General features: G+C 72.1%; 18 protein-coding genes. 12 read left to right on the top strand and 6 right to left on the bottom strand.

Translation table 11 applies throughout. The annotated features are described in order from the left end of the window. Positions 1–18 precede the first annotated feature (18 nt). Entirely contained in the window at positions 19–1,770 is a 1,752-nt protein-coding gene (locus Mco01_RS22125; protein ID WP_204058806.1) for a RecQ family ATP-dependent DNA helicase, read from the bottom strand. Positions 1,771–1,880: 110 nt separating this feature from the next. Here Mco01_RS22125 and Mco01_RS22120 point away from each other — a divergent pair, with 110 nt between their 5' ends. The 3 genes from Mco01_RS22120 to Mco01_RS22110 all read left to right on the top strand — a co-directional run bounded on the left by Mco01_RS22120 (position 1,881) and on the right by Mco01_RS22110 (position 4,461). Further along, positions 1,881–2,897 (top strand): NADPH:quinone reductase, encoded by a 1,017-nt coding sequence (locus Mco01_RS22120; RefSeq protein ID WP_204058805.1) that lies wholly within the window; start codon positions 1,881–1,883, stop codon positions 2,895–2,897. A 57-nt stretch (positions 2,898–2,954) separates the two neighbouring features. Next, positions 2,955–3,908, top strand: coding sequence for a Ppx/GppA family phosphatase (locus tag Mco01_RS22115; RefSeq protein WP_204058804.1), 954 nt, complete (start codon positions 2,955–2,957; stop codon positions 3,906–3,908). A gap of 124 nt (positions 3,909–4,032) precedes the next feature. Then, positions 4,033–4,461: a hypothetical protein gene (locus Mco01_RS22110; RefSeq protein ID WP_204058803.1), complete on the top strand. Its 429-nt coding sequence runs from the start codon at positions 4,033–4,035 to the stop codon at positions 4,459–4,461. Here Mco01_RS22110 and Mco01_RS22105 read toward each other — a convergent pair. Together Mco01_RS22105 and Mco01_RS22100 are read right to left on the bottom strand one after the other, a co-directional pair. Next, the gene (locus Mco01_RS22105; RefSeq protein WP_204058802.1) at positions 4,439–5,233 is read right to left on the bottom strand and encodes a heparin lyase I family protein; all 795 of its coding nucleotides are present in this window, start codon (positions 5,231–5,233) and stop codon (positions 4,439–4,441) included. The genes Mco01_RS22110 and Mco01_RS22105 overlap by 23 nt on opposite strands. A 63-nt stretch (positions 5,234–5,296) precedes the next feature. Then, positions 5,297–6,880 carry a glycoside hydrolase family 88 protein gene (locus Mco01_RS22100; RefSeq protein WP_204058801.1) on the bottom strand — a complete coding sequence of 528 codons (1,584 nt, stop codon included), beginning with the start codon at positions 6,878–6,880 and terminating at the stop codon, positions 5,297–5,299. Between the two features lie 466 nt (positions 6,881–7,346). On the opposite strand from Mco01_RS22100, the gene Mco01_RS22095 reads away from it, so the two are divergent. From Mco01_RS22095 to Mco01_RS22085, 3 genes are all read left to right on the top strand, one after another. Next, on the top strand, positions 7,347–9,410 hold the full coding sequence (locus Mco01_RS22095) for a PQQ-dependent sugar dehydrogenase (RefSeq protein WP_204058800.1): 2,064 nt from the start codon (positions 7,347–7,349) through the stop codon (positions 9,408–9,410). 68 nt (positions 9,411–9,478) lie between these two features. Then, complete coding sequence (locus Mco01_RS22090) at positions 9,479–11,263, top strand: glycosyl hydrolase family 28 protein (protein WP_204058799.1); 1,785 nt, start codon at positions 9,479–9,481, stop codon at positions 11,261–11,263. Positions 11,264–11,386: 123 nt separating this feature from the next. After that, the gene (locus tag Mco01_RS22085; protein ID WP_204058798.1) at positions 11,387–13,189 is read left to right on the top strand and encodes a glycosyl hydrolase family 28 protein; all 1,803 of its coding nucleotides are present in this window, start codon (positions 11,387–11,389) and stop codon (positions 13,187–13,189) included. A 74-nt stretch (positions 13,190–13,263) separates the two neighbouring features. Here Mco01_RS22085 and Mco01_RS22080 read toward each other — a convergent pair whose 3' ends face one another. Next, the gene (locus Mco01_RS22080; protein WP_157099276.1) at positions 13,264–13,404 is read right to left on the bottom strand and encodes a hypothetical protein; all 141 of its coding nucleotides are present in this window, start codon (positions 13,402–13,404) and stop codon (positions 13,264–13,266) included. Positions 13,405–13,533: 129 nt separating this feature from the next. Between Mco01_RS22080 and Mco01_RS22075 the strand changes: the two genes are divergently transcribed. Beyond that, the gene (locus tag Mco01_RS22075) at positions 13,534–14,025 is read left to right on the top strand and encodes a metallophosphoesterase family protein (protein WP_204058797.1); all 492 of its coding nucleotides are present in this window, start codon (positions 13,534–13,536) and stop codon (positions 14,023–14,025) included. Here the strand turns inward: Mco01_RS22075 and Mco01_RS22070 are convergent. Continuing rightward, positions 14,018–14,443: an ester cyclase gene (locus tag Mco01_RS22070; protein WP_204058796.1), complete on the bottom strand. Its 426-nt coding sequence runs from the start codon at positions 14,441–14,443 to the stop codon at positions 14,018–14,020. The two genes, Mco01_RS22075 and Mco01_RS22070, sit on opposite strands and share 8 nt — an antisense overlap. Positions 14,444–14,575: 132 nt before the next feature. On the opposite strand from Mco01_RS22070, the gene Mco01_RS22065 reads away from it, so the two are divergent. From Mco01_RS22065 to Mco01_RS22045, 5 genes are all read left to right on the top strand, one after another. Then, complete coding sequence (locus Mco01_RS22065; protein WP_204058795.1) at positions 14,576–15,070, top strand: MarR family transcriptional regulator; 495 nt, start codon at positions 14,576–14,578, stop codon at positions 15,068–15,070. Between the two features lie 115 nt (positions 15,071–15,185). After that, positions 15,186–15,854: an NAD(P)-dependent oxidoreductase gene (locus tag Mco01_RS22060; RefSeq protein WP_204058794.1), complete on the top strand. Its 669-nt coding sequence runs from the start codon at positions 15,186–15,188 to the stop codon at positions 15,852–15,854. A 51-nt stretch (positions 15,855–15,905) separates the two neighbouring features. After that, positions 15,906–16,439, top strand: coding sequence for a DUF5709 domain-containing protein (locus Mco01_RS22055; RefSeq protein WP_204058793.1), 534 nt, complete (start codon positions 15,906–15,908; stop codon positions 16,437–16,439). Between the two features lie 60 nt (positions 16,440–16,499). Further along, complete coding sequence (locus Mco01_RS22050; RefSeq protein ID WP_204058792.1) at positions 16,500–16,913, top strand: PH domain-containing protein; 414 nt, start codon at positions 16,500–16,502, stop codon at positions 16,911–16,913. A gap of 76 nt (positions 16,914–16,989) precedes the next feature. After that, the gene (locus Mco01_RS22045; protein ID WP_204058791.1) at positions 16,990–17,406 is read left to right on the top strand and encodes a DUF3592 domain-containing protein; all 417 of its coding nucleotides are present in this window, start codon (positions 16,990–16,992) and stop codon (positions 17,404–17,406) included. Between the two features lie 27 nt (positions 17,407–17,433). Here the strand turns inward: Mco01_RS22045 and Mco01_RS22040 are convergent, their stop codons facing one another. Next, the gene (locus Mco01_RS22040; RefSeq protein ID WP_275410543.1) at positions 17,434–19,731 is read right to left on the bottom strand and encodes a glycoside hydrolase family 3 N-terminal domain-containing protein; all 2,298 of its coding nucleotides are present in this window, start codon (positions 19,729–19,731) and stop codon (positions 17,434–17,436) included. Positions 19,732–19,959 lie beyond the last annotated feature (228 nt).

Below are 19,959 nucleotides of genomic sequence, written 5' to 3'. Positions count from 1 at the left end.
CTAACAGCGACCAATCGCTCAGGTGAGGTCGAGCACGTCGTCGACCACGCCCAGAGCCAGCGTCTTGTAGCCCACCTCGTCGAACAGCACCGTGATGCGGTCCGCCTCGCGGCTCATCACGACCCCGTGCCCCCACTCGGCGTGGCGGACGCTCGCGTGCATCGAGTAGGGGCCGTCGCCGGTCTCCGGGGTGGCGGCGGTGCCCGCCCGGCAGGTGTCGCAGGCGCCGCAGGCCCGCTCGTACGGCTCGCCGAAGTACTCGAGCAGGAAGCGCCGCCGGCAGCCGGTCGTCTCGGCGTAGCCGCGCATCATGGCGAGCCGGGAGTCCTCCAGCCGGTGCCGGGTCGCGTCGATCTCCATGGCGCGGGCGGCGGCCTCGTCGGGGGAAGGCCCGTCGTCCGCGTACCTGAGCCCGCCGCCGTGGGCCACCTCGATCGCGCCGGTGCGCTCCAGCAGGTTGAGCTGCGAGGCGAGCTTGGCCGCGCCGACGCCGACGAGCTCGCGGAGTTCGGCGGAGGCCACCTCGCCGCCGTGCTCCCGGACGACGACGGCCATGCGCCGCATCAGGTCCTCGTCGGCCCGGCCGCCGGTGAAGAACTTGCGCAGGCCCAGGTCCTCGGGCCGGTAGAACAGCACCGCGGCCGCGGGGTTGCCGTCGCGTCCCGCCCGGCCGATCTCCTGGTAGTACGCGTCGAGCGACTCCGGGGGAGCGGCGTGCAGCACGTACCGCACGTCCGGCTTGTCGATGCCCATCCCGAACGCCGAGGTCGCCACCACCACGTCGAGGTCGTCGTCCTGGAACATCTCGTGGATCCGGCGACGCTCCTTGGACGCCATGCCCGCGTGGTACGGCTCGGCCCGCCGGCCCCGTCCGCGCAGCGCCTCGGCGTACTCCTCCGCCTGCCGCCGGGTGGCCACGTAGACGAGGCCGACGCCCTCAAGCGCCGCGGCGTGGCCGGCGAGCGCCCGGCGCTTGTCGTCGTCGGAGGTGAACCGGCGGACCTCCAGGTCGAGGTTGGGCCGGTCGAACCCGCGGACGATCTGCTGGGCCCCCATGATCCCGAGGGACTCGACGATCTCCTCGCGGACGGTCGGGGCCGCCGTCGCGGTCATCGCGATCACCGGCGGGTGGCCCAGCGCCTCGATGACCTTGCCGAGCCGCAGGTACTCCGGCCGGAAGTCGTGGCCCCACGCCGACACGCAGTGCGCCTCGTCCACCGCGATCAGCGAGGGCCTGGCCTGCGCGAGCCGTTCCACGACGTCGGGCTTGGCGAGCTGCTCGGGGGAGAGGAAGACGTACTCCGCGGCTCCGGCCGTCACCTGGTCGAGCCCGGCCTCCACCGACCCGGCCGAGTTCACCGCCACCGCGCCCGCGGCGCCGGCCTTGAGCAGGCTCATGACTTGATCGCGCTGCAGGGCGATGAGCGGGGAGACCACGACGGTCGGACCGTCGAGCAGCAGGCCGGGCACCTGGTAGACGGCGGACTTGCCGCCCCCGGTCGGCATGACGAGCAGCACGTCGCGTCCCGCGAGCAGGTGCTCCATCGCCTCCTGCTGGCCCGGCCGCAGCTGCTGCCACCCGAACGCGTCCCGTGCGGTCGAGCGCAGCGCCCGCGCCCGGCGGCCGAACCGCCTCCCGAACCGGCCGCCCGCCCACCCGTTGGCCCAGCTCCCCGTCCAGCCGCGGGTCCAGCCGCCCCACGTGCCGCCGCTCTGCCGGTCGCCCGGCGTGCCGCCGGAGCGGCTCCCGAATCTCTGCGTGACGCCCATGGACATCGTCTCCTCGCCGATCGGCGGTTGCAGTACCCCTGGCGGGGGCGTCGAATCACCGGCCTGGCCCCGGCCGGAATACCCTCATGTACGAGGGAATTGGAGCCGGTATGAGAGCGATCGTGTACGAGAAGACCGGCGACAGCGACGTCCTGCGGGAGGCCGAGCGGCCCGTGCCCGAACCGGGACCGGGGGAGGTCCGGGTCCGCGTGGTCAGGTCGGGGGTCAACCCGACCGACTGGAAGTCCCGGCGCGGCCGGCTGGAGTTCCCCGAAGCCGTCCCGAACCAGGACGGCTCGGGCGTGGTGGACGCCATCGGCCCCGGGGTGGAGGGCCTTCGGACGGGGCAGCGCGTGTGGCTGTGGGAGGCCGCCTGGCAGCGTCCCGGCGGCACGGCCCAGGAGTACGTCGTGCTGCCCGAGCGTCAGGCCGTCCCGCTGCCCGACGGCGCGTCCTTCGACCTCGGCGCGTCGCTCGGCATCCCGGCGCTGACCGCCCACCGCTGCCTCACGGTGGCGGACGGCGGCCCGGACCGGCTCGCCCCCGGCGCCCTCGACGGCAGGACGGTGCTGGTCGCGGGCGGCGCCGGGGCCGTGGGCAACGCCGCCATCCAGCTCGCCCGCTGGGCCGGAGCGGTCGTCGTCACCACGGTCAGCAGCGAGGAGAAGGCCGCGCTCGCCCGCGCCGCCGGCGCGTCCCACGTCGTGAACTACCGGGAGGAGGACGCGGCCGGGGCGATCAGGGCGGCCGCGCCGGACGGGATCGACATCGTGGTCGAGGTGGCACCCGGGCCGAACGCCGGGCTCGACGCCGCGGTGCTCGCGCCCGACGGGGTGGTGGCCGTCTACGCCAACAACGGCGGAGACGAGATCACGGTGCGGGTGCGGGAGCTGTTCACCCGCAACATCCGCTACCAGTTCGTCCTCGTCTACACCGTGACGGAGGCCGCCAAGCTGGCCGCGGTGGAGGACGTGTCCGCGGCCGTCGCCGCCGGGGCGATCCGGGTGGGCACCGAGGCCGGGCTGCCGCTGCACCGGTTCCCGCTGGAGCGGACGGCGGAGGCCCACGACGCGGTCGAGGCCGGCACGGTCGGCAAGGTGCTCGTCGACGTGGCGGGGGACGAGTGATCGCGGAAGCCGGTGCCCGGGAGCGGCTGCCCGGTCGCAGGCTGTAGCGTCATGGCCATGCGACTCGGAGTCCTGGACGTCGGTTCCAACACGGTGCACCTGCTGGTGATGGACGCGCACCAGGGCGCCCGCCCTCTGCCCGCCTTCTCCCACAAGGAGGAGATGCGGCTGGCCGAGCACATCGTGGACGGCGACCGCCTCTCCGGCGAGGGCGCCGCCCGCCTGGCGAGGTTCGTCCAGGAGGCCATGGTCATCGCGGAGGACAAGGGCGTCGAGGACCTCGTGGCGTTCGCCACCTCCGCCGTGCGCGACGCGGTGAACGGCGAGGAGGTCCTCGCCCAGATCAAGGCCGACACCCGGGTGGACATCCAGGTCCTGTCCGGCGACGACGAGGCGCGGCTCACGTTCCTCGCCGTCCGCCGCTGGTTCGGCTGGTCGTACGGCCGCCTGCTGGTCGTGGACATCGGCGGCGGCTCACTGGAGATCGCGTCGGGGATCGACGAGGAGCCCGACGTGACGGCCTCGCTGCCTCTCGGGGCGGGCCGGCTGACCCGCGACTGGTTCACCGGCGACCCGCCGGACCCGGACGAGGTCCGCGCGCTGCGCAGGCACGCCCGCACCCAGATCGCGCGGACCGTCGGCGTCGTCACCAAGTACGGCAGGCCCGACCACGTCGTGGCGACGTCCAAGACGTTCCGCCAGCTCGCGCGGATCGCGGGCGCGGCCCCCTCCAGCGAGGGGCCGTACGTCAAGCGGACGCTGGCCCACGACGACCTGACCGGTTGGACGAACCGGCTCGCCCGCATGCCGGTGGCCCGCAGGAGCGAGCTGCCCGGCGTGTCGGCGGGCCGGGCGGAGCAGCTGCTCGCCGGGGCCGTGGTGGCCGACGCCGCCATGGACCTGTTCGAGCTGCCGCAGCTGGAGATCTGCCCCTGGGCGCTCCGCGAGGGGATGATCCTCCGCCGCCTCGACGTGCTCCCCCTGAGTCGCTCAGCGGTGGCGGATCGGTAAGGCATGACAAGGACGGATACGGGCAAGGCACACGCTGCCCGGACGTTCCCGCTCGCCCGCCGCGTCGCGGCGCTCTCCCGTGCGGGAACACCGGATGTCGGGGTCGATCTGTGGAGGGCACGCGATGGTGGAGCTGCTGGGAGCGGCCGTCTCCCTGGCGGCCGTTACGGCACTCGTCCTGCTGGCGCTGGTGGTCATCTCGGTCGTGACGCTGGTCGCGCTGGGGGTCATGGCCGCCGCCACCGGACGGGAGACGTACGGGCGGGAGCACGTCCCGCGGGCGACCGCTCCCGCCCGGGCCCCGTCACCCGCCCCCGCCCGGCCCTGGCCGGCGACGGGCTTACCGGCGTCCCCGCCCGAGCCGTCCCCCGTCACCCCTGCCGGGTCCCCGCCCGGCTCCTCGCAGGCCCGCCGGCCGTCGCCCCAGGGCCAGGCTGAGACGCGGGCCAGGAGCCAGGCCGCCAAGCCCGCTCCGGCCCGCTCCGCGCAGACGCCCCGAACCAGCCCCCAGCCGGCCCGCCGGCCGCCCGTCAGGCGAGCTGGTACGCCTTGAGGTCGCGCAGCAGCAGGTAACAGTCCTGGAGCGAGCCCGACTTGTCGCCCAGCGACCGGTAGATCCCCCACTTCGGGCGGACCCGGTCGCTCAGCCAGGTGTCGAGCTTGGTCTTGGTGGCGTCCAGGACCGTCGTGGAGCCGTCGCGGATCACCCAGTGGACCGTCCCGTTCGGGGCGTCGTCGATCCTCATCTCGAACTCGACGTTGATCCACTTGTTCTGCAGCGGGGCGAGGTCGGCGGCCCCGACCAGGGCGTTCCCCGAGTTCTCCACCTTGAGCTCGATCTTCGGGGTGCTGCCGTACCGGCGCAGGGACGTGGTGAGGATCGGCGAGCTGTCGTTCCCGGGCATCTTCATCTGCATGATGTGCGTGAAGGTCGTCGTGGCCTTCAGCGAACCCGGGATGTACATGGCGTAGGTCAGCCGCCAGGTCTGGCCCTTCTTCCAGACGAGGTACGGCCCGCCCGCAGGGCTGCGCATGCCCTTGACCTCCTGGCGCTGCCGGTCGGTTGAGCTGTCGCGGTCCCGCATGTGCATGTCGAACCGGTAGGCGTCGCCCTGGACGTAGATGTGCGTCACGCCGGGGTGGGAGCCGGCCCGGTCGTCCTCGACGCCCTCGAACGCGGCGAGCCCGTCCTTGGCGGCGGACGGCGACCACCTGAGCTGCCAGGAGGCGGCGTGGGCCGGGGAGGCGGGGGACAGGGCGGGGGACAGGGCGCCGAGCAGGGCGAGTCCGCAGAGCGCGGGCGGGAGGGCGCGGGTCCGGGTCATGGGGGTCACCTCGTGGAGGGGGTCGGGTGGGTGAAGTCATGCGTGGAGCGCACGGGCCGCCGGTCAGGCCCGGCCGGTCTTGATCATCTGCTCGTTCATGATGAGGAAGGCGCCCAGGCCGTGGTTGTCGTTGGTCGCCCGCTGGCGGCCGTAGTAGAAGTCGAGGGAGTCGCTGGCGTTGGTGCCGACGCAGATGTCCCTGATGTTCGTGCGGCCGTCCGATCCGAGCGACACCTCGGCCAGCACGCCCCGGTACCCCCGGTCGGCGTAGACCTGGTAGCCCGGGTCGACGTACCCGCGCTCGACCGCCCGGGAGATCGTCGTGGTGTACATGGCCGAGCAGGAGGTCTCCAGCCAGTTCCCGGACGCCCCCTGCCTGTCGACGACCTGCCACCAGCGGCCCGTGGCCGGGTCCTGGTACGCGGCGAACGCGGCGACGAGCTTGCGGGTGATGTCGATCAGCGCGGCGCGCCGGGGGTGGTCGGCGGGCAGCAGTTCGAGGATGTCCGTGATCGCCATGCCGTACCAGCCCTCGGCGCGGCACCACGTGATGCCGTTGGTGTTGCCCAGCTCCGGGTGGACCCAGCTCGCGGTCAGCCCTCCGGGCTCGTCGTACGCGTGCCAGAGGAGCCCGGCCTGCGGGCCGGTGGTCCGCTGGAGGTGCCTGGCGTAGACGGCCAGTTGCTCGGCCGCGTTGTCGTCGCCCCACGCGGCGTCGCCCAGCAGATGGCCGTACCGGATCACGAACGGGTCGACCATGAAGACGCCGTCGCCCCAGAGCTGGCCCTGGCGGGAGTCGTTGTCGGCGTGCCACCAGCCGCGGTCGGAGGTGCGGGGGTAGCTGTTCAGCCGGGTGCGGATCTTCTGGGCGGCCACCCGCCACCGGCTCTGGCCGGTCTCCTTGTACAGGACGAGCAGGATGTTGCCGGCCTGCATGCTGTCAAGGCTGCCGAAGCTCTGGCCGATGTTCCCGTCGGCGTCCACGAAGCGCCCGGCCCAGTCCTTGATGTACTGCAGGTAGCGGGGGTCGTGGGTGCGCTGGTAGACGAGGTACTGGCCGTAGAGGTAGAGCCCGACCGGGTAGCTCCAGCCGCCGATCGTCGACGGGGTGTAGCGGGCCATCGTCGACTCGACCACTGCCGTGGACCAGTCGGTGGCGGGCGCGCCGTCGGCGACCGTCAGCGAGTCGACGTTGGGGCCCCCGCTGGAGCCCGTGGCCGTCGCCCTGACGACGTTCGTCCCGGCGGCGAGGTCGGCGGTGACCTGCCGGGTGGCCCAGGCGTCCCAGCCGCCCGTGCCGGGGAAGGACAGCGAGGTGGCCACGGCGGTCCCGTTGACGCTGACGGTCAGCGGGCGGTCCGACCCGGTGCCGTTGGCGTACCGCAGGGTGAGGGTCCGGCGTCCGGCGCTGGTCGCGGCGACGGTCCACTGGATGTACCCGCCGGCGACGTTGGTGTAGTCCACGAAGCCGGTGCCGGTGTACCCGGGATGGTCGCTCGCCACGGCGCCCTGCGAGATCGTGGCGTTCTCCGCCTCGTAGACGGCGCTGCCGGCGGCGGCGGAGGCGGGCAGGAGGCCCGCCACGAGTGGCGCGATGAGCGCGAGCGCGGCCGTGAGCGCTCTCGGACCTCGGATCTGAAGGAACACCTGACGGTCTCCTTAGCTCGGCGACGGGGGGAATCGTCCGATGTATCTGTGGTGCAGGGTCCAGGCGACATGACAGTGGCCGTCATGCCGCCCGGTCGTCCGCCTCGGGGGGAGGGGGGCCGCCGCGGGAAGAGGTCCAACCGTCCGCAGCGTCCTGTCCGCACTACACATACACGACGAAGGTGAGGCCGGTCCACAGAACGGAGCAACAATCTGCGCAAGGGGACACCTCGACCAGCGATAAGGGTCCCATAATCGATATATTGAGATATCAACTGCCTCGATGAACGCGCCGCGACCACTCTCGGCGGCGGCCGCCTCGTGGAGCCGCGAAGTCGAGAGCCGGCGGTCCTGGACGTGTCGCGCAGCGTTGACAAACAGTCGTGATGTGTGGGATCACGGTGCCAGAGGTCCAACCTTTCGCCTCATCGCCGTCTGCATCGGCAGACCGCTCAGGAGGAATCCCATGAGATCTGGAAGGCCCGCAGCACGCGCCGTGGTCGTCGCGGCCGCGCTGCTGGGAGGGCTTCTCGGGGTGGCCGGCCCGGCCGCCGCCGCGACGACGTACCAGGCCGAGGACGCGACCATCTCCCAGGGCACGGCCGCCCACAACCACTCCGGGTACACCGGCAGCGGCTTCGTCGACTACGTCAACACCACCGGCTCCTACGTCCAGTTCGCCGTGAGCGCTAACGGCGCGGGGACGTACGGCCTGACCTTCCGTTACGCGAACGGCACGACGGTGGCCCGGCCCGTGGACGTCGTCGTGAACGGCACGGTCGTGACGAACCTCGTCTTCCCCGGCACGGGCGGCTGGGACGCCTGGCAGACCCTCAGCGTCAACGCGAGCCTGAAGTCAGGGCCGAACACGGTCCGGGCCACCGCCACCTCGGCGAACGGCGGCCCGAACCTCGACTCGCTCGTCGTCGGCGACCCGGCGGACACGGTGCCGCCGAGCACGCCCGGCCGGCCGTCGTGCTCCTCCGTCGGCTCGACCTCGCTCACGCTGAACTGGGGCGCGTCCACCGACGACGCCGGCGTCGCGGCCTACGACATCTACAACGACGGCAACAAGATCGCCGAGGCGGGGAACGTCACCTCGGCGCGGATCAGCGGCCTCACCCCGAACACCGAGTACCGCCTGTCGGTGTTCGCCAGGGACGCGGCGGGCAACGTCTCGCCGCCCAGCGCGCAGGCGATCTGCACCACCCTGCGGAGCGGCGACACCAAGGCGCCGACCGCGCCGTCCAACCTGGCCTACTCCGGGCTGACCGCGGGCAGCGTGACGCTGAAGTGGACCGCCTCGGCGGACGACGTCGGGGTCACGGAGTACCGCGTCCGCAGCGGCACGACGGACTACGCGACCGTCGCGGGCGCCCCGCCCGGCACGTCGGCCACCGTCACCGGCCTGGCCTGCGGGAGCCCCTACTCCCTGCACGTGGTGGCAAGGGACGCGGCCGGCAACGAGTCCGCCGCGAGCAACACGGTGACCTTCACCACGCCGTCCTGCGGGTCGTCCGACGGCGGCGTCCCCTCGGCGATCACCCAGATCTCCTCGGGCTGGACGATCCCCTGGGGGATGGCGTGGCTGCCCGACGGAAAGACGGCCCTGGTCACCGAACGGGACGACAAGGTCGTGTCCGGCCAGTTCCGCGTCTACAAGGTGACGCTCTCGGGCGCCAGGACCCTGGTCGGGACCGTGCCGAACGTCGTCACCACGGGCACCGACGCCGGCGAGGGCGGCCTGATGGGGGTGGCCGTCGACCCGAACTGGAGCACCAACCACCACGTCTACTTCATGCACTCCGCCTCGGAGGGCAACCGGATCGTCCGGATGACCTTCGACGGGACGTCCCTGTCGGGCTACACCGTCCTGGTCCAGGGCATCAGGAAGAGCCTGTACCACAACGGCGGCCGCCTGGCGTTCGGCCCCGACGGCTACCTGTACGCCACGACGGGCGACGGCCAGCAGAGCGACCTCGCCCAGGACCGCGACTCGCTGAACGGCAAGGTCCTGCGGATGACCACCGCGGGCAAGCCCGCCCCGGGCAACCCGTTCGGCACGCTCGTCTACAGCTACGGCCACCGCAACCCGCAGGGCCTCGCCTGGGACTCCCAAGGCCGGCTCTGGGAGGCGGAGTTCGGCAACAACACGTACGACGAGCTCAACCTGATCAAGCCGGGGCTCGACTACGGCTGGCCGACCTGTGAGGGCGCCTGCGGCGTGTCCGGGATGACCAACCCCAAGGCGACCTGGCCCGTCAACACGGCCTCGCCCAGCGCGATCGCGATCGTCAGGAACGTGGTCTACATGGCGGCGCTGCGCGGCGAGCGGCTGTGGCGGATCCCCATCGGGAGCGGCGAAAGCGTGGGCGCCGCGACCGCGTACTACGTCGGCGCCTACGGGCGCCTGCGGACGGTCGTCACGGTGCCCGGCGCCGACCAGCTGTGGCTCAGCACCACCAACTGCGACAACAACGGCGATGCCGCGCCCGGATCGGACCGGATCTTCCGCGTCACGATCACCTGAGACGGCGGTGGCCGCGCCTCAGGGACCGGGGCGCGGCCACTCGCCCTTCCACCCCCCGGAGGACCCACGTGCACAGGCGACACTTCCTCAAGAGCGCGGGCGTCGCGGCCGGCGGCGTGCTGCTCGCCGGGCCGCTCACCCGGCCGGCGTACGCCGCGTCGCCCTGGGACCAGGTCCCGGCCATCCTGGCCCGGATCGTCCCGCCCGCCTTCCCGGACAGGACGTTCGACATCACCGCGTACGGCGCGGTGGGCGACAACACGACCGACTGCACGCCCGCTTTCGCCAAGGCGATCGCGGCCTGCAACGCGGCCGGCGGCGGCACCGTCCTGGTGCCCTCCGGGACGTACCGCACCGGCAAGATCCACCTGCTGTCCGACGTGAACCTGCACGTGGACGCGGGCGCCACCGTCCGCTTCCGCAGCGACGCCGGCTCCTACCTGCCCACGGTGTTCACCCGCTGGCAGGGCATCGAGTGCTACAACTACTCGCCCTTCATCTACGCGTACGGGCGGACGAACGTCGCGATCACCGGGCCGGGGACGATCGACGGCAACGCCGCGGCGGGACCGTGGTTCGGCTTCGACGACAAGCGGGGGCCCGACTGGGACCGGCTGCAGCAGATGGCGGTGGACGGCGTCCCCGTCGACCAACGGCGGTTCGGCGACGGGCACTACCTCAAGCCGAACATGATCCAGCTCTACAACTGTTCGAACATCCTCATCGAGGACGTCCACCTCAGGAACCCGGCGATGTGGACGATCCATCCGGTGCTGTCGCGGAACGTGACCGTGCGGAACGTCACCGTCTACAGCCGTGGCGCGATGGTCGACGGGTGCGACCCCGAGAGCTGTGCGGACGTCCTCATCGAGGGCTGCTCGTTCGACACCGGCGACGACGGGACGGTCGTCAAGTCGGGCCGCGACGTCGACGGACGCCGCGTCGGCGTGCCGAGCGAGAACATCGTGATCCGGAACAACGCCTACTACGGGCGGTGGGGCGCGATCACGGTCGGCAGCGAGATGTCGGGAGGCGTCCGCAACGTCTTCGCTCAGGACAACCGGATCCTCTCCGGTTCGAGCTACCGCTCCTTCTACGCGGTCTACATCAAGACCAACAACCGGCGCGGGGGCGTGGTCGACGGGATCCACGTCCGGAACCTCACCGGCGGCCCCTGCGACCGCGGCGGCCTCTTCGTCGACATGAACTACAGCCTCACCGGCCCCGGCTACGGTCCCGTCGCCGACCCGGTCGTACGGAACATCACGGTCGACGGGCTGGCCGTCGACGACTCGCCGTTCGCGATCAAGCTGTCCGGCTCCTCGGTGAGCCACATCGCGAACGTCACGATCAGCAACAGCACCTTCACCTCCATCGACACCCCCGCGCCGCAGATCTCCAACGCCGACGGGGTGGTCCTGAGCAACGTCCGGATCAACGGCACGCTCTACGGCGGAGGGCCGAAGGCGGTCCGCTACGAGGCCGAGGACGCGGCGATATCGCAGGGCGCGGTGGCCGCCAACCACGCCGGCTACTCGGGCACCGGCTTCGTCGACACGGTCAACGTGGCGGGCAGCCACGTCGAGTGGACGGTGAGCGCCGCCTCGGCCGGCACGGCCACGCTGCTGCTGCGGTACGCCAACGGCGCCACCTCCGGCCGGCCGATGGACATCGCGGTCAACGGGACGGTCGTCGCGGCCGGCAAGGCCTTCCCCGGCACCGGGAGCTGGGACGCCTGGGCGTCCGCGACCGTCACGGCCCAGTTGCGGGCCGGGACCAACACGGTCCGGGCCACCGCGACCACCGCCGAAGGCTGCCCCAACCTCGACTGTCTCGACGTCACCGGCCCCTGACCTCCACGGCCGCCCACCCCGCCCGAACCGCCCGGGTCCGCGCCCAAGACGCACCGCGGGCCCGGCCGTCCCCGCTCTCCCGCGCCCGCCGGGCGCGACCCGATCACGATGGGCTCTTCCGACATGCATGGTTCCCGACGCGAATTCCTCAGGGCCGCCGGACTGGTCGCGGGCGGCGCGTTGCTGCCCGCCCCGCTCCTGACCGGCCGGGCCGCCGCCGCGACCCCCGCTCCCCAGGCGGCCGCGGCCTCCCCGTGGGACCAGGTCCCGGCCATCCTGGCCCGGATCGTCCCGCCCGCCTTCCCGGACAGGACGTTCGACATCACCGCGTACGGCGCGGTGGGCGACAACACGACCGACTGCACGCCCGCTTTCGCCAAGGCGATCGCGGCCTGCAACGCGGCCGGCGGCGGCACCGTCCTGGTGCCCTCCGGGACGTACCGCACCGGCAAGATCCACCTGCTGTCCGACGTCCGGCTGCAGGTGAACGGCACCATCAGGTTCCGCACCGACCACGGCTCCTACCAGCCGAACGTGTTCACCCGGTACGAGGGCATCGAGTGCTACAACTTCTCGCCCTTCATCTACGCCAACGGCAGGACCAACATCGCGATCAGCGGCACCGGCACGATCGACGGCAACGCGCCCGCCGGCGACTGGTCCTCCATGGGGAGCGGCGGCGCCGACAGCGACAGGCTCCGCCAGTACGGCGCCGACGACACGCCCGTCGACCAGCGGCAGTTCGGGGAGGGCCACAAGCTGCGGCCCAACATGATCGGCCTCTACAACTGCACCAACGTCCTGGTCGAGGGCGTGACCCTGACCAACCCGGCCATGTGGACGCTGCACCCGGTGTACTGCGTCAACGTGACCGTCCGCGGCGTCACCTTCCGCAGCACGAACTCCCAGGGCGACGGCTGCGACCCCGACTCCTGCACCGACGTGCACATCCACGACTGCCGGTTCGACACCAACGACGACTGCATCCCCGTCAAGTCGGGCCGCGACCGGGACGGCCGCCGCGTGAACCGGCCGAGCCAGAACATCGTCATCGAGAACTGCAAATTCAGCGGCCGGTGGGGCGGCGTCACGATCGGCAGCGAGGCGTCCGGCGGCGTGCGGAACGTCTTCGCCCAGGACTGCCAGGTCAACCCGGCTGACTTCCCCGGCCGTTATCCCTGCAAGTACGCCCTCTACGTGAAGACCAGCTTCAACCGGGGCGGCTTCATCGAGGGGGTCCACCTGCGCCGCGTCACCGGGCACGGCCTGGAGCGCGCGGCGCTCTACGTCACGCTCAACTACGAGACCGGCGGCTCGCTCCCGCCCGCCGTGGGAGACATCACGGCCGACCGGATCACCGTCGACGGCGCCGCGCAGGCGTTCGCCCTGGACGGCCGCTCGGCCGACCACATCAGGAACGTGACGATCTCGAACAGCACGTTCACGAACGTCACCACGGCCGCGCCCACCGTGAACTACGTGGACAACCTGGTCCTCGCCGGCGTCACGGTCAACGGGAAGGACATCTCGACGACCCAGCCGCCGCCCGCCGCACGCTACGAGGCGGAGAACGCCACGATCTCCCAGGGCGCCGCCGAGTCGGACCACACCGGCTTCAGCGGCACCGGGTTCGTCAACACCGACAACGTCGCGGGCGCGTACGTCCAGTTCACGGTCACCGCCGCGGCCGCGGGCAGCAGGACGCTGCGCATCCGCTACTCCAACGGCACGGCGGTCGACCGTCCCATGGCGATCGCCGTGAACGGCGCGGCGGCCGCCACCCGGAGCTACCCGGCGACGGCGAACTGGGACACCTGGGCGACCGACACGCTGACGGTGCCGCTCGCCGCGGGGTCCAACACCGTCCGGCTCACCGCCACGACGGCGGGCGGCTGCCCCAATCTGGACTACATCGAGGTGGCCTGAGGAGAACCGGACGGCACGCGAAGAACGGCCCGCATCGGGAGATGCGGCGCCGTGTCAGAAGGCCGGGGACGAGGTCAGCGGCTGTCTCCGTTCTGCGAGGAGAGGGCCTTGACCAGCTCGGTGAGGTGGGCGACCTGGCTCTCCAGCCCGCGAACCCGCGCCTCGAGCTCGGACAGCGTGGGGGCCTGGAAGCCGTCGGCGATCTGCCTGCTCATGCGATTCCTCCCGAGCGGCGCCGGCTGGGGACCGGCGTAGGGATTGCAGGACTGGGGGACAGAGCAACGTGGGTTCCTATTCCCCGTTTACGCGATTTGGCACCTCGGACTTGAGGTGAAGATGGAAGAGTGAACGTCGTCGTGCTGTCCGACACCCACGCGCCGCGCCGGTGGAAGGTTTGCCCACCGGCCGTGGCCGGGTACCTGCGGCACGCGGACGTGATCCTCCACGCGGGCGACGTGTGCACGGCCGGCGTGCTCGACGAGCTGTCCGCGTACGCGCCGGTGCACGCCGTGCTCGGCAACAACGACGGGCCCGACGTCGCCGCCTGGGGCGCCCCCGAGACGCTGGAGCTGGACCTCTACGGTCTGCGGGTGGCCATGATTCACGACAGCGGCCAGGCGGCCGGCAGGACGGCGCGCATGAGTCGGCGCTTCCCCGGCGCCGGCCTCGTCGTCTTCGGCCACTCGCATATCCCGATGGACGTCGAGGGCGACGGCGTCCGGGTGTTCAACCCGGGCTCGCCCACCGACCGCCGCCGCCAGCCGCACGGGACGATCGGCGTGCTCGACATCGCCGGGGGCCGGCTCCGCGAGGCCAGGATCATCCCGGTCACCTGACCCCCTCGGCCGCCCGTACGGCGTCGAGCTGGAGCAGCAGGCCCAGCTCGTCGGCGACCATCCAGATGTCGGTGATCAGGCCGTCCTCGACCGTGAGGATGTCGGTCACCCGGATCACCACCTCCCGGCCGGTGGGCGGCACGGTCCCGAGGGGCGTCTGGAGCGGCCCGGTGTGCCGGGCCCGCATGCGGAAGCCGACGACGAGCCGGCCGGGCGTCTCGATCTCGTCGACCAGCTCCGTCACGCGTCCCTCGTAGGCCGTGTGCAGGGCACGGGCCCGCTCGACCAGCCCGGAGACCGGGAGCAGGCCGCCGTTCACCCGTACGGGATCCGCGTACACCTCGCGGAAGGCCGCCTCGGCGTCCCCGTCCAGGGGGCGCTCCCACAGGCGCAGAAGTCGTTCCGTCATCGTCGGCATGCCCCCGATGCTGCGCCTCCGCCCGGCCGTCCACCACGTCCTTTTACGCGGACCGGCCGGGGACGCGTGCCACCGGCGCCCTTTATCATGTGGGACGACACGGAGACCGGGCGCGGCGGGAGGCGGCACTTCATGGCGTCCACAACGCCCCAGGACGCCGGCGCGGCGCGCCGCCGCCGGACCACCGCCGCCATCAAGGACTCCCTGCGCGCGCTGGCCATCCAGCTGTCCCTGCTCAACCACCAGATCAGCGCGCGGGCCGAGCTCAAGGACGTCGACCTCCACTGCCTCGACATCGTCCACCGGTACGGGCCGCTCAGCCCGAGCGCCCTCGCCCGGCGGGCCGGGCTCCACCCCGCCACCATGACAGGCATCCTCGACCGGCTCCAGCGCGGCGGCTGGATCGACCGGCGGCGTGACCCGGACGCCGCCGACCGCCGCGCCGTCGCCGTCCACCCCCTGCCCGGGCGCACCGGCGAGCTGTTCCGGCTCTACTCGGGGATGAGCGCCTCGATGGACGAGATCTGCGCCGGCTACACCGAGGCGGAGCTGGAGGTGCTGGCGGACTTCCTGCGCCGTACGACCGACGCGGGCGAGCAGGCGACCGGCCGCCTCGCGGGCGACTGAGCGACGCGCGCGTCGGGCCCGGAGGCCGGAGAACGACCCCTGCGACCGGGCCCTCGCATGTCCGAAGATAGTATGAGTCTCATATCTTATTGATCTCGTAGAGAAGGATCGCTCGATGAAACTCACGATCTTCGCCGCGACCGGCGGCATCGGCAGGCAGGTCTTCGAGCAGGCCGTCGCCGCGGGACACGACGTCACCGCGGTCGCCCGCAACCCCCAGAGCCTGGCCGGCCGGGCGCGTGTCGTCGCCGCCGACCTGACGGCGGCGGACCCGGCCGTGCTCGCCTCGGCCGTCCAGGGAAGCGACGCGGTCCTGTCCGGGCTGGGGCCGCGCAGGCCGAGGACGGAGGCGGGGATCACCTCGCGGGGCACCCGGGCCATCGTCGCGGCGATGCGGGCGACCGGGGTGCGGCGGCTCGTCGTCGTCAGCGCCGCGCCGATCGGGACGGTGCCGTCGCCCGCCCGCCCCACGCCTCCCCGGCACGATCCGGGCGACGGCTTCTTCATGCGCCACCTCGGCAGCCGGTTCGCCGGGGCGATGTTCCGGGCGCACTACGCCGACCTGGCGCTGACCGAGGACATCGTCCGCGAGAGCGGGCTGGACTGGACGATCAGCCGGCCGCCGAGGCTCACCGACAGGCCGCTGACCGGCGTCTACCGGGTCGCGCGCGGGCGGAACATCCGGGGCGGCGTGACCGTCTCCCGCGCCAACGTGGCGCACCACATGCTCGCCGTCCTGGACCAGCCCGAGGCGGTCCACCAGGTCTTCGGCATCGCCGACTAGCCGTACCTGGGACGACGTCTAAGGCCCACCCGGCGGGGCATGGGGGCCGGTATGAGAGAGAACAGACCAGAACCCGCTCCGCGCTCGCGGTTCGAGGACGAGGGTATTCCCGATCTGCAGGAGGGCACGCCGGAACAGCAGTGGGCGCAGGACCCGCAGGAGGAGCCGCTGCCCGGCGAGCGCCCGGTGGGTCTCGACGAGTACGGCACGACGACCACCGAGATGCGCGAGGGCGAGTCGCTCGACCTGCGCCTGTCGCGGGAGGTGCCGGACGTGGACCCGGTGTTCGGCGTGCCGCCCGAGGGCGAGCCGAAGCTCGGGGCCGCCGACGACGAGTTGCTCGACTCCTCCGAGGACGAGCTGTCCGCCGTGCCGGACGACGGGGTGGCCGATGCGCTGGGCGAGCGGGAGGCGCCCTCCTACGACACGGAGGAGCCCCACGAGGCCGGCCGGCTCGTGGACCCGGACGGCGGCATGGGCGTGGACACCGAGAAGGACATGGTGGCCGAGGACGTCGGGCCCGACTTCGGCGGTTACTCGCCGGAGGAGAGCGCCATGCGCATCGAGGACGAGGGCCCCGCCTGAAATCACGCCGGGGGTTCCGCTCGCTCCGCGCGGCGGCCGTTCATTGGTTACGCTGCCACGATGGCAGGTGTTGACGGGGCTCGGCACGAGTGGCGGGTGCCCAGGCAGATCGTGGCGCTGAAGGCCGCCGGCGCCGCCGTCTGCGCGGTGCTGGCGGTCCTCGGCGACCACCGGCAGCTCTTCCTCGCCGGGGTGGCCGCGCTCGGCTTCGGCGCACTGGTGGTCCGCGACCTGGTCGCGCCCGTGCGCCTGTCCGCCGGCGACGACGGGCTGGTGGTGACGGGGCTCGCCGGCCGGGAGCGCATCTCCTGGAACGACGTCGACCGCATCCGCGTCGACACCCACCGCCGGTACGGCATGACCACGGAGATGCTGGAGATCGACGCGGGGGAGCAGATCCACCTGTTCAGCCGGTTCGACCTGGGAGAGTCGGTCGTCGGCGTGGCCGAGACGCTCCTGCGGATGCGTCCCTGAGCCGACGGTCGCGACCTGTGCCCGACCGCAAGGGTTCCGCAATCGGAGCGCAAGCGCCGGCCCGTACCGTGCCAGCGTGTCACAGACCACTCTCGTCACCGCCATCCTCGCCGGCATCGGCCTGATCTTCACTCTCATCGGGGGAGGGCTGACGATCAACGCCCGCGACTTCCGCAAGCGGGCGCAGCGCACCCAGGGCCTCGTCGTCCGCCTGCGGGCGAGCCATTCCGACGACGGCACCGTGTACTACCCGACCATCCGCTTCACCACCGTGTACGGCCAGCAGGTCGAGGCCGAGACGCCGTTCGGCAGCAGCCCGCCGCCGGCGCGGCCGGGCCAGCAGGTCCCGGTCCTGTACGACCCGGCGAAGCCGACGCGGGTCCGCATCGACAGCGTCACCGGCAGCGGCATCCTGGTCGGCGGGATCTTCCTCGCCGTCGGCCTGGTCCTGTTCGCGGCGGGGGCCGGGGTCGCCGTCACGCAGGTGCTGTGACGGCTTCCCCCGGCCCCGCCTCCGGCGTCAGCCGGCCGCGCAGGCGGCGCCGTTGAGGGTGAACGCCGCGGGGGCCGGGTTCGCGCCGCTGTAGGTGGCCTGGAAGCCGAAGGCGGCCGTCCCTCCGGAGCCGATCGTGCCGTTGTAGGAGAGGTTCTTCGCGGTGACCTGCTGACCCGACTGGGTGACGGTGGCGTTCCACGCGTTCGTGATCTTCTGGGTGCCGCCGAAGGACCACTGGAGGGTCCACCCGTTGACCGTGCTCGACGACCTGTTGGTGATCGTCACGTCGGCCGTGAACCCGCCGCCCCAGTCGTTCGGCTTGTACGCCACGGTGCACGTGCCGCCCGGCGACGGGCTCGGGCTGGGCGACGGCGAGGGGCTGGGCGAGGGGCTCGGCGAGGGGCTGGGCGACGGCGAGGGGCTGGGGGACGGGCTCGGCGACGGCGACGGGCTCGGTGAGGGGCTGGGCGACGGCGACGGGCCCGCGTAGGTCAGCCCGTAGCCGAACTCGAACAGCGCCTGCTTGCCGTCACCCGCGTTGATGGGCTCCTGGTCGGCGCTGCGCATCCACGTCATGGGCAGCTTCCCGGTGGGGGCGTAGTCACCGAACAGCACGTCCGCGACTCCGGCGCCCTCGGTGCCCGGCAGCCAGGCGGCGACCAGCGCGTTCCACTGGTCGAGCTGGGCGGCGATGTCGAGCGGCCGGCCCGACACGAGCACCACGACCAGCGGCACCCCCGACGCCTTGAGCCGCTGCAGCGTCGCGAGGTCGGTCGAGTCGAGGCTCATCGACCCCGGACGGTCGCCCTGTCCCTCGGCGTACGGCGTCTCGCCGACGACCGCGATCGCGGCGCGGTAGGAGGAGTCGATGCCGCTGCCGTCGCGGCTGTAGGAGACCTGCGCACCCGATCCGACGGCGGCGCGGATGCCCTGCAGGATCGTCGTGCCGGTGGTGGTGGCGCCCGAGGACCCCTGCCAGCTGATGGTCCAGCCGCCGCTCTGGTTGCCGATGTCGTCGGCGTCCTTGCCGGCCACGAAGATCTTGCCGCCGCTCTTGGCGAGCGGGAGCACGTTGCCGGCGTTCTTCAGCAGCACCAGCGACTTGCGCACGGCCTCGCGCGCCAGGGCGCGGTGCGCGGAGCTGCCCACGGTGGAGGTGTACGACCGGTCGGTCAGCGGGTGCTCGAACAGCCCGTACTCGAACTTCTTCGTCAGGATCCGCCGGTTGGCGTCGTCGACCCGGGACATCGGGATCCGGCCCGCCTGGACCTCCGACTTCAGCAGCGAGATGAACGTCTTGAAGTCGTTGGGCACCATCACCATGTCGACGCCCGCGTTGATCGCGGTGGTGATCTCCGAGGCGGTGAACCCGGACTGCCCGTCGAGCTGGTCGATGCCCGCCCAGTCGGTGACGACGAAGCCGGAGAAGCCGAGCTCGCCCTTGAGGACGTCGGTGATCAGGTACTTGTTGCCGTGCATCTTGGCGCCGTTCCAGCTGCTGTACGACACCATCACCGAGGCCACGTTGCGCTGCACAGCCGCCCGGTAGGGCGCGAGGTGGATGGCCCGGAGGTCGGCCTCGCTCAGCTCGGTGTTGCCCTGGTCCTTGCCGCCCGTGGTGCCCCCGTCGCCCATGTAGTGCTTGGCGGTCGCCATGATCGAGGCGGACCCGGCCTTCTGCAGGCCGTCGATGATCGTCGTCATCTGACTGACGACCTGCGGGTCCTCGCTGTACGACTCGTAGGTGCGGCCCCACCGGTCGTTGCGGGCGACGCACACGCAGGGCGCGAAGGTCCAGTCGACCCCGGTTCCCGAGACCTCCTCGGCCGTGGCCGTCCCGATCCGCCGTACGAGGTCGGAGTCGCGGGTGGCGCCCAGTCCGATGTTGTGCGGGAAGATCGTGGCCCCGGCCACGTTGTTGTGGCCGTGCACGGCGTCCGAGCCGTAGATCATCGGAATCCCGAGCGGCGTCGCGAGCGCCTGCCGCTGGAAGTTGTCGTACATGTCCGCCCACGACGACGCCGTGTTCGGCGAGGGCGCCGACCCGCCGCCCGACAGGACGGAGCCGAGCCGGTAGGTCGCCACGTCGGAGGCGTTCGACAGCACCCCCCGCTCCGCCTGGGTCATCTGCCCGACCTTGTCGTCCAGCGACATCCGGGACAGCAGGTCGTTCACCCGCGTCGCGACCGGCAGACTCGGGTCCTTGTAGGGGGCGTCCGCCGCCCGCGCCTCGTCGCGGTTCACCGTCACCGTGACGGCCAGCGCCGCGACGAGCAGCGGCACGACCGCGGTGGTCCACAACAGCCTCAGCCGGGATGCCATCGGATCCTCCCTCGACAAACTCGTGCCGACGGTAGGAATGCGCCGAATCGGGGGTCAAACGCTCCAACGTCCCATGGTCCACGACCAGCCCGAAGCGTGGAAACTTTCACGGCGGCCGCCGCGTCCCGGTGAGGGAGGAGCGTCCGCGGTGCGCTGTGCGCCGCCCGCGATCCCGGCCCGAGCCCGGAGTGCGGGGCGGTGCGTGTCCCGTCCGCACCCGCGACCGGT

Origin of the sequence: Microbispora corallina (genome assembly GCF_016863035.1) — a bacterium.
GTDB lineage: Bacteria > Actinomycetota > Actinomycetes > Streptosporangiales > Streptosporangiaceae > Microbispora > Microbispora corallina.
Note: the sequence above shows the minus strand (reverse complement) of the source record. Positions and strands in the feature narration are given on the sequence as shown.

What these genes read in the sequence shown, in the direction of transcription:
- Mco01_RS22105 (WP_204058802.1), bottom strand. Translation starts at nt 5,233, where the DNA reads ATGACCCGGACCCGCGCCCTCCCGCCCGCGCTCTGCGGACTCGCCCTG.
- Mco01_RS22055 (WP_204058793.1), top strand. Translation starts at nt 15,906, where the DNA reads ATGAGAGAGAACAGACCAGAACCCGCTCCGCGCTCGCGGTTCGAGGAC.
- Mco01_RS22060 (WP_204058794.1), top strand. Translation starts at nt 15,186, where the DNA reads ATGAAACTCACGATCTTCGCCGCGACCGGCGGCATCGGCAGGCAGGTC.
- Mco01_RS22125 (WP_204058806.1), bottom strand. Translation starts at nt 1,770, where the DNA reads ATGGGCGTCACGCAGAGATTCGGGAGCCGCTCCGGCGGCACGCCGGGC.
- Mco01_RS22115 (WP_204058804.1), top strand. Translation starts at nt 2,955, where the DNA reads ATGCGACTCGGAGTCCTGGACGTCGGTTCCAACACGGTGCACCTGCTG.
- Mco01_RS22065 (WP_204058795.1), top strand. Translation starts at nt 14,576, where the DNA reads ATGGCGTCCACAACGCCCCAGGACGCCGGCGCGGCGCGCCGCCGCCGG.
- Mco01_RS22085 (WP_204058798.1), top strand. Translation starts at nt 11,387, where the DNA reads ATGCATGGTTCCCGACGCGAATTCCTCAGGGCCGCCGGACTGGTCGCG.
- Mco01_RS22080 (WP_157099276.1), bottom strand. Translation starts at nt 13,404, where the DNA reads ATGAGCAGGCAGATCGCCGACGGCTTCCAGGCCCCCACGCTGTCCGAG.
- Mco01_RS22120 (WP_204058805.1), top strand. Translation starts at nt 1,881, where the DNA reads ATGAGAGCGATCGTGTACGAGAAGACCGGCGACAGCGACGTCCTGCGG.
- Mco01_RS22040 (WP_275410543.1), bottom strand. Translation starts at nt 19,731, where the DNA reads ATGGCATCCCGGCTGAGGCTGTTGTGGACCACCGCGGTCGTGCCGCTG.
- Mco01_RS22070 (WP_204058796.1), bottom strand. Translation starts at nt 14,443, where the DNA reads ATGCCGACGATGACGGAACGACTTCTGCGCCTGTGGGAGCGCCCCCTG.
- Mco01_RS22095 (WP_204058800.1), top strand. Translation starts at nt 7,347, where the DNA reads ATGAGATCTGGAAGGCCCGCAGCACGCGCCGTGGTCGTCGCGGCCGCG.
- Mco01_RS22050 (WP_204058792.1), top strand. Translation starts at nt 16,500, where the DNA reads ATGGCAGGTGTTGACGGGGCTCGGCACGAGTGGCGGGTGCCCAGGCAG.
- Mco01_RS22110 (WP_204058803.1), top strand. Translation starts at nt 4,033, where the DNA reads ATGGTGGAGCTGCTGGGAGCGGCCGTCTCCCTGGCGGCCGTTACGGCA.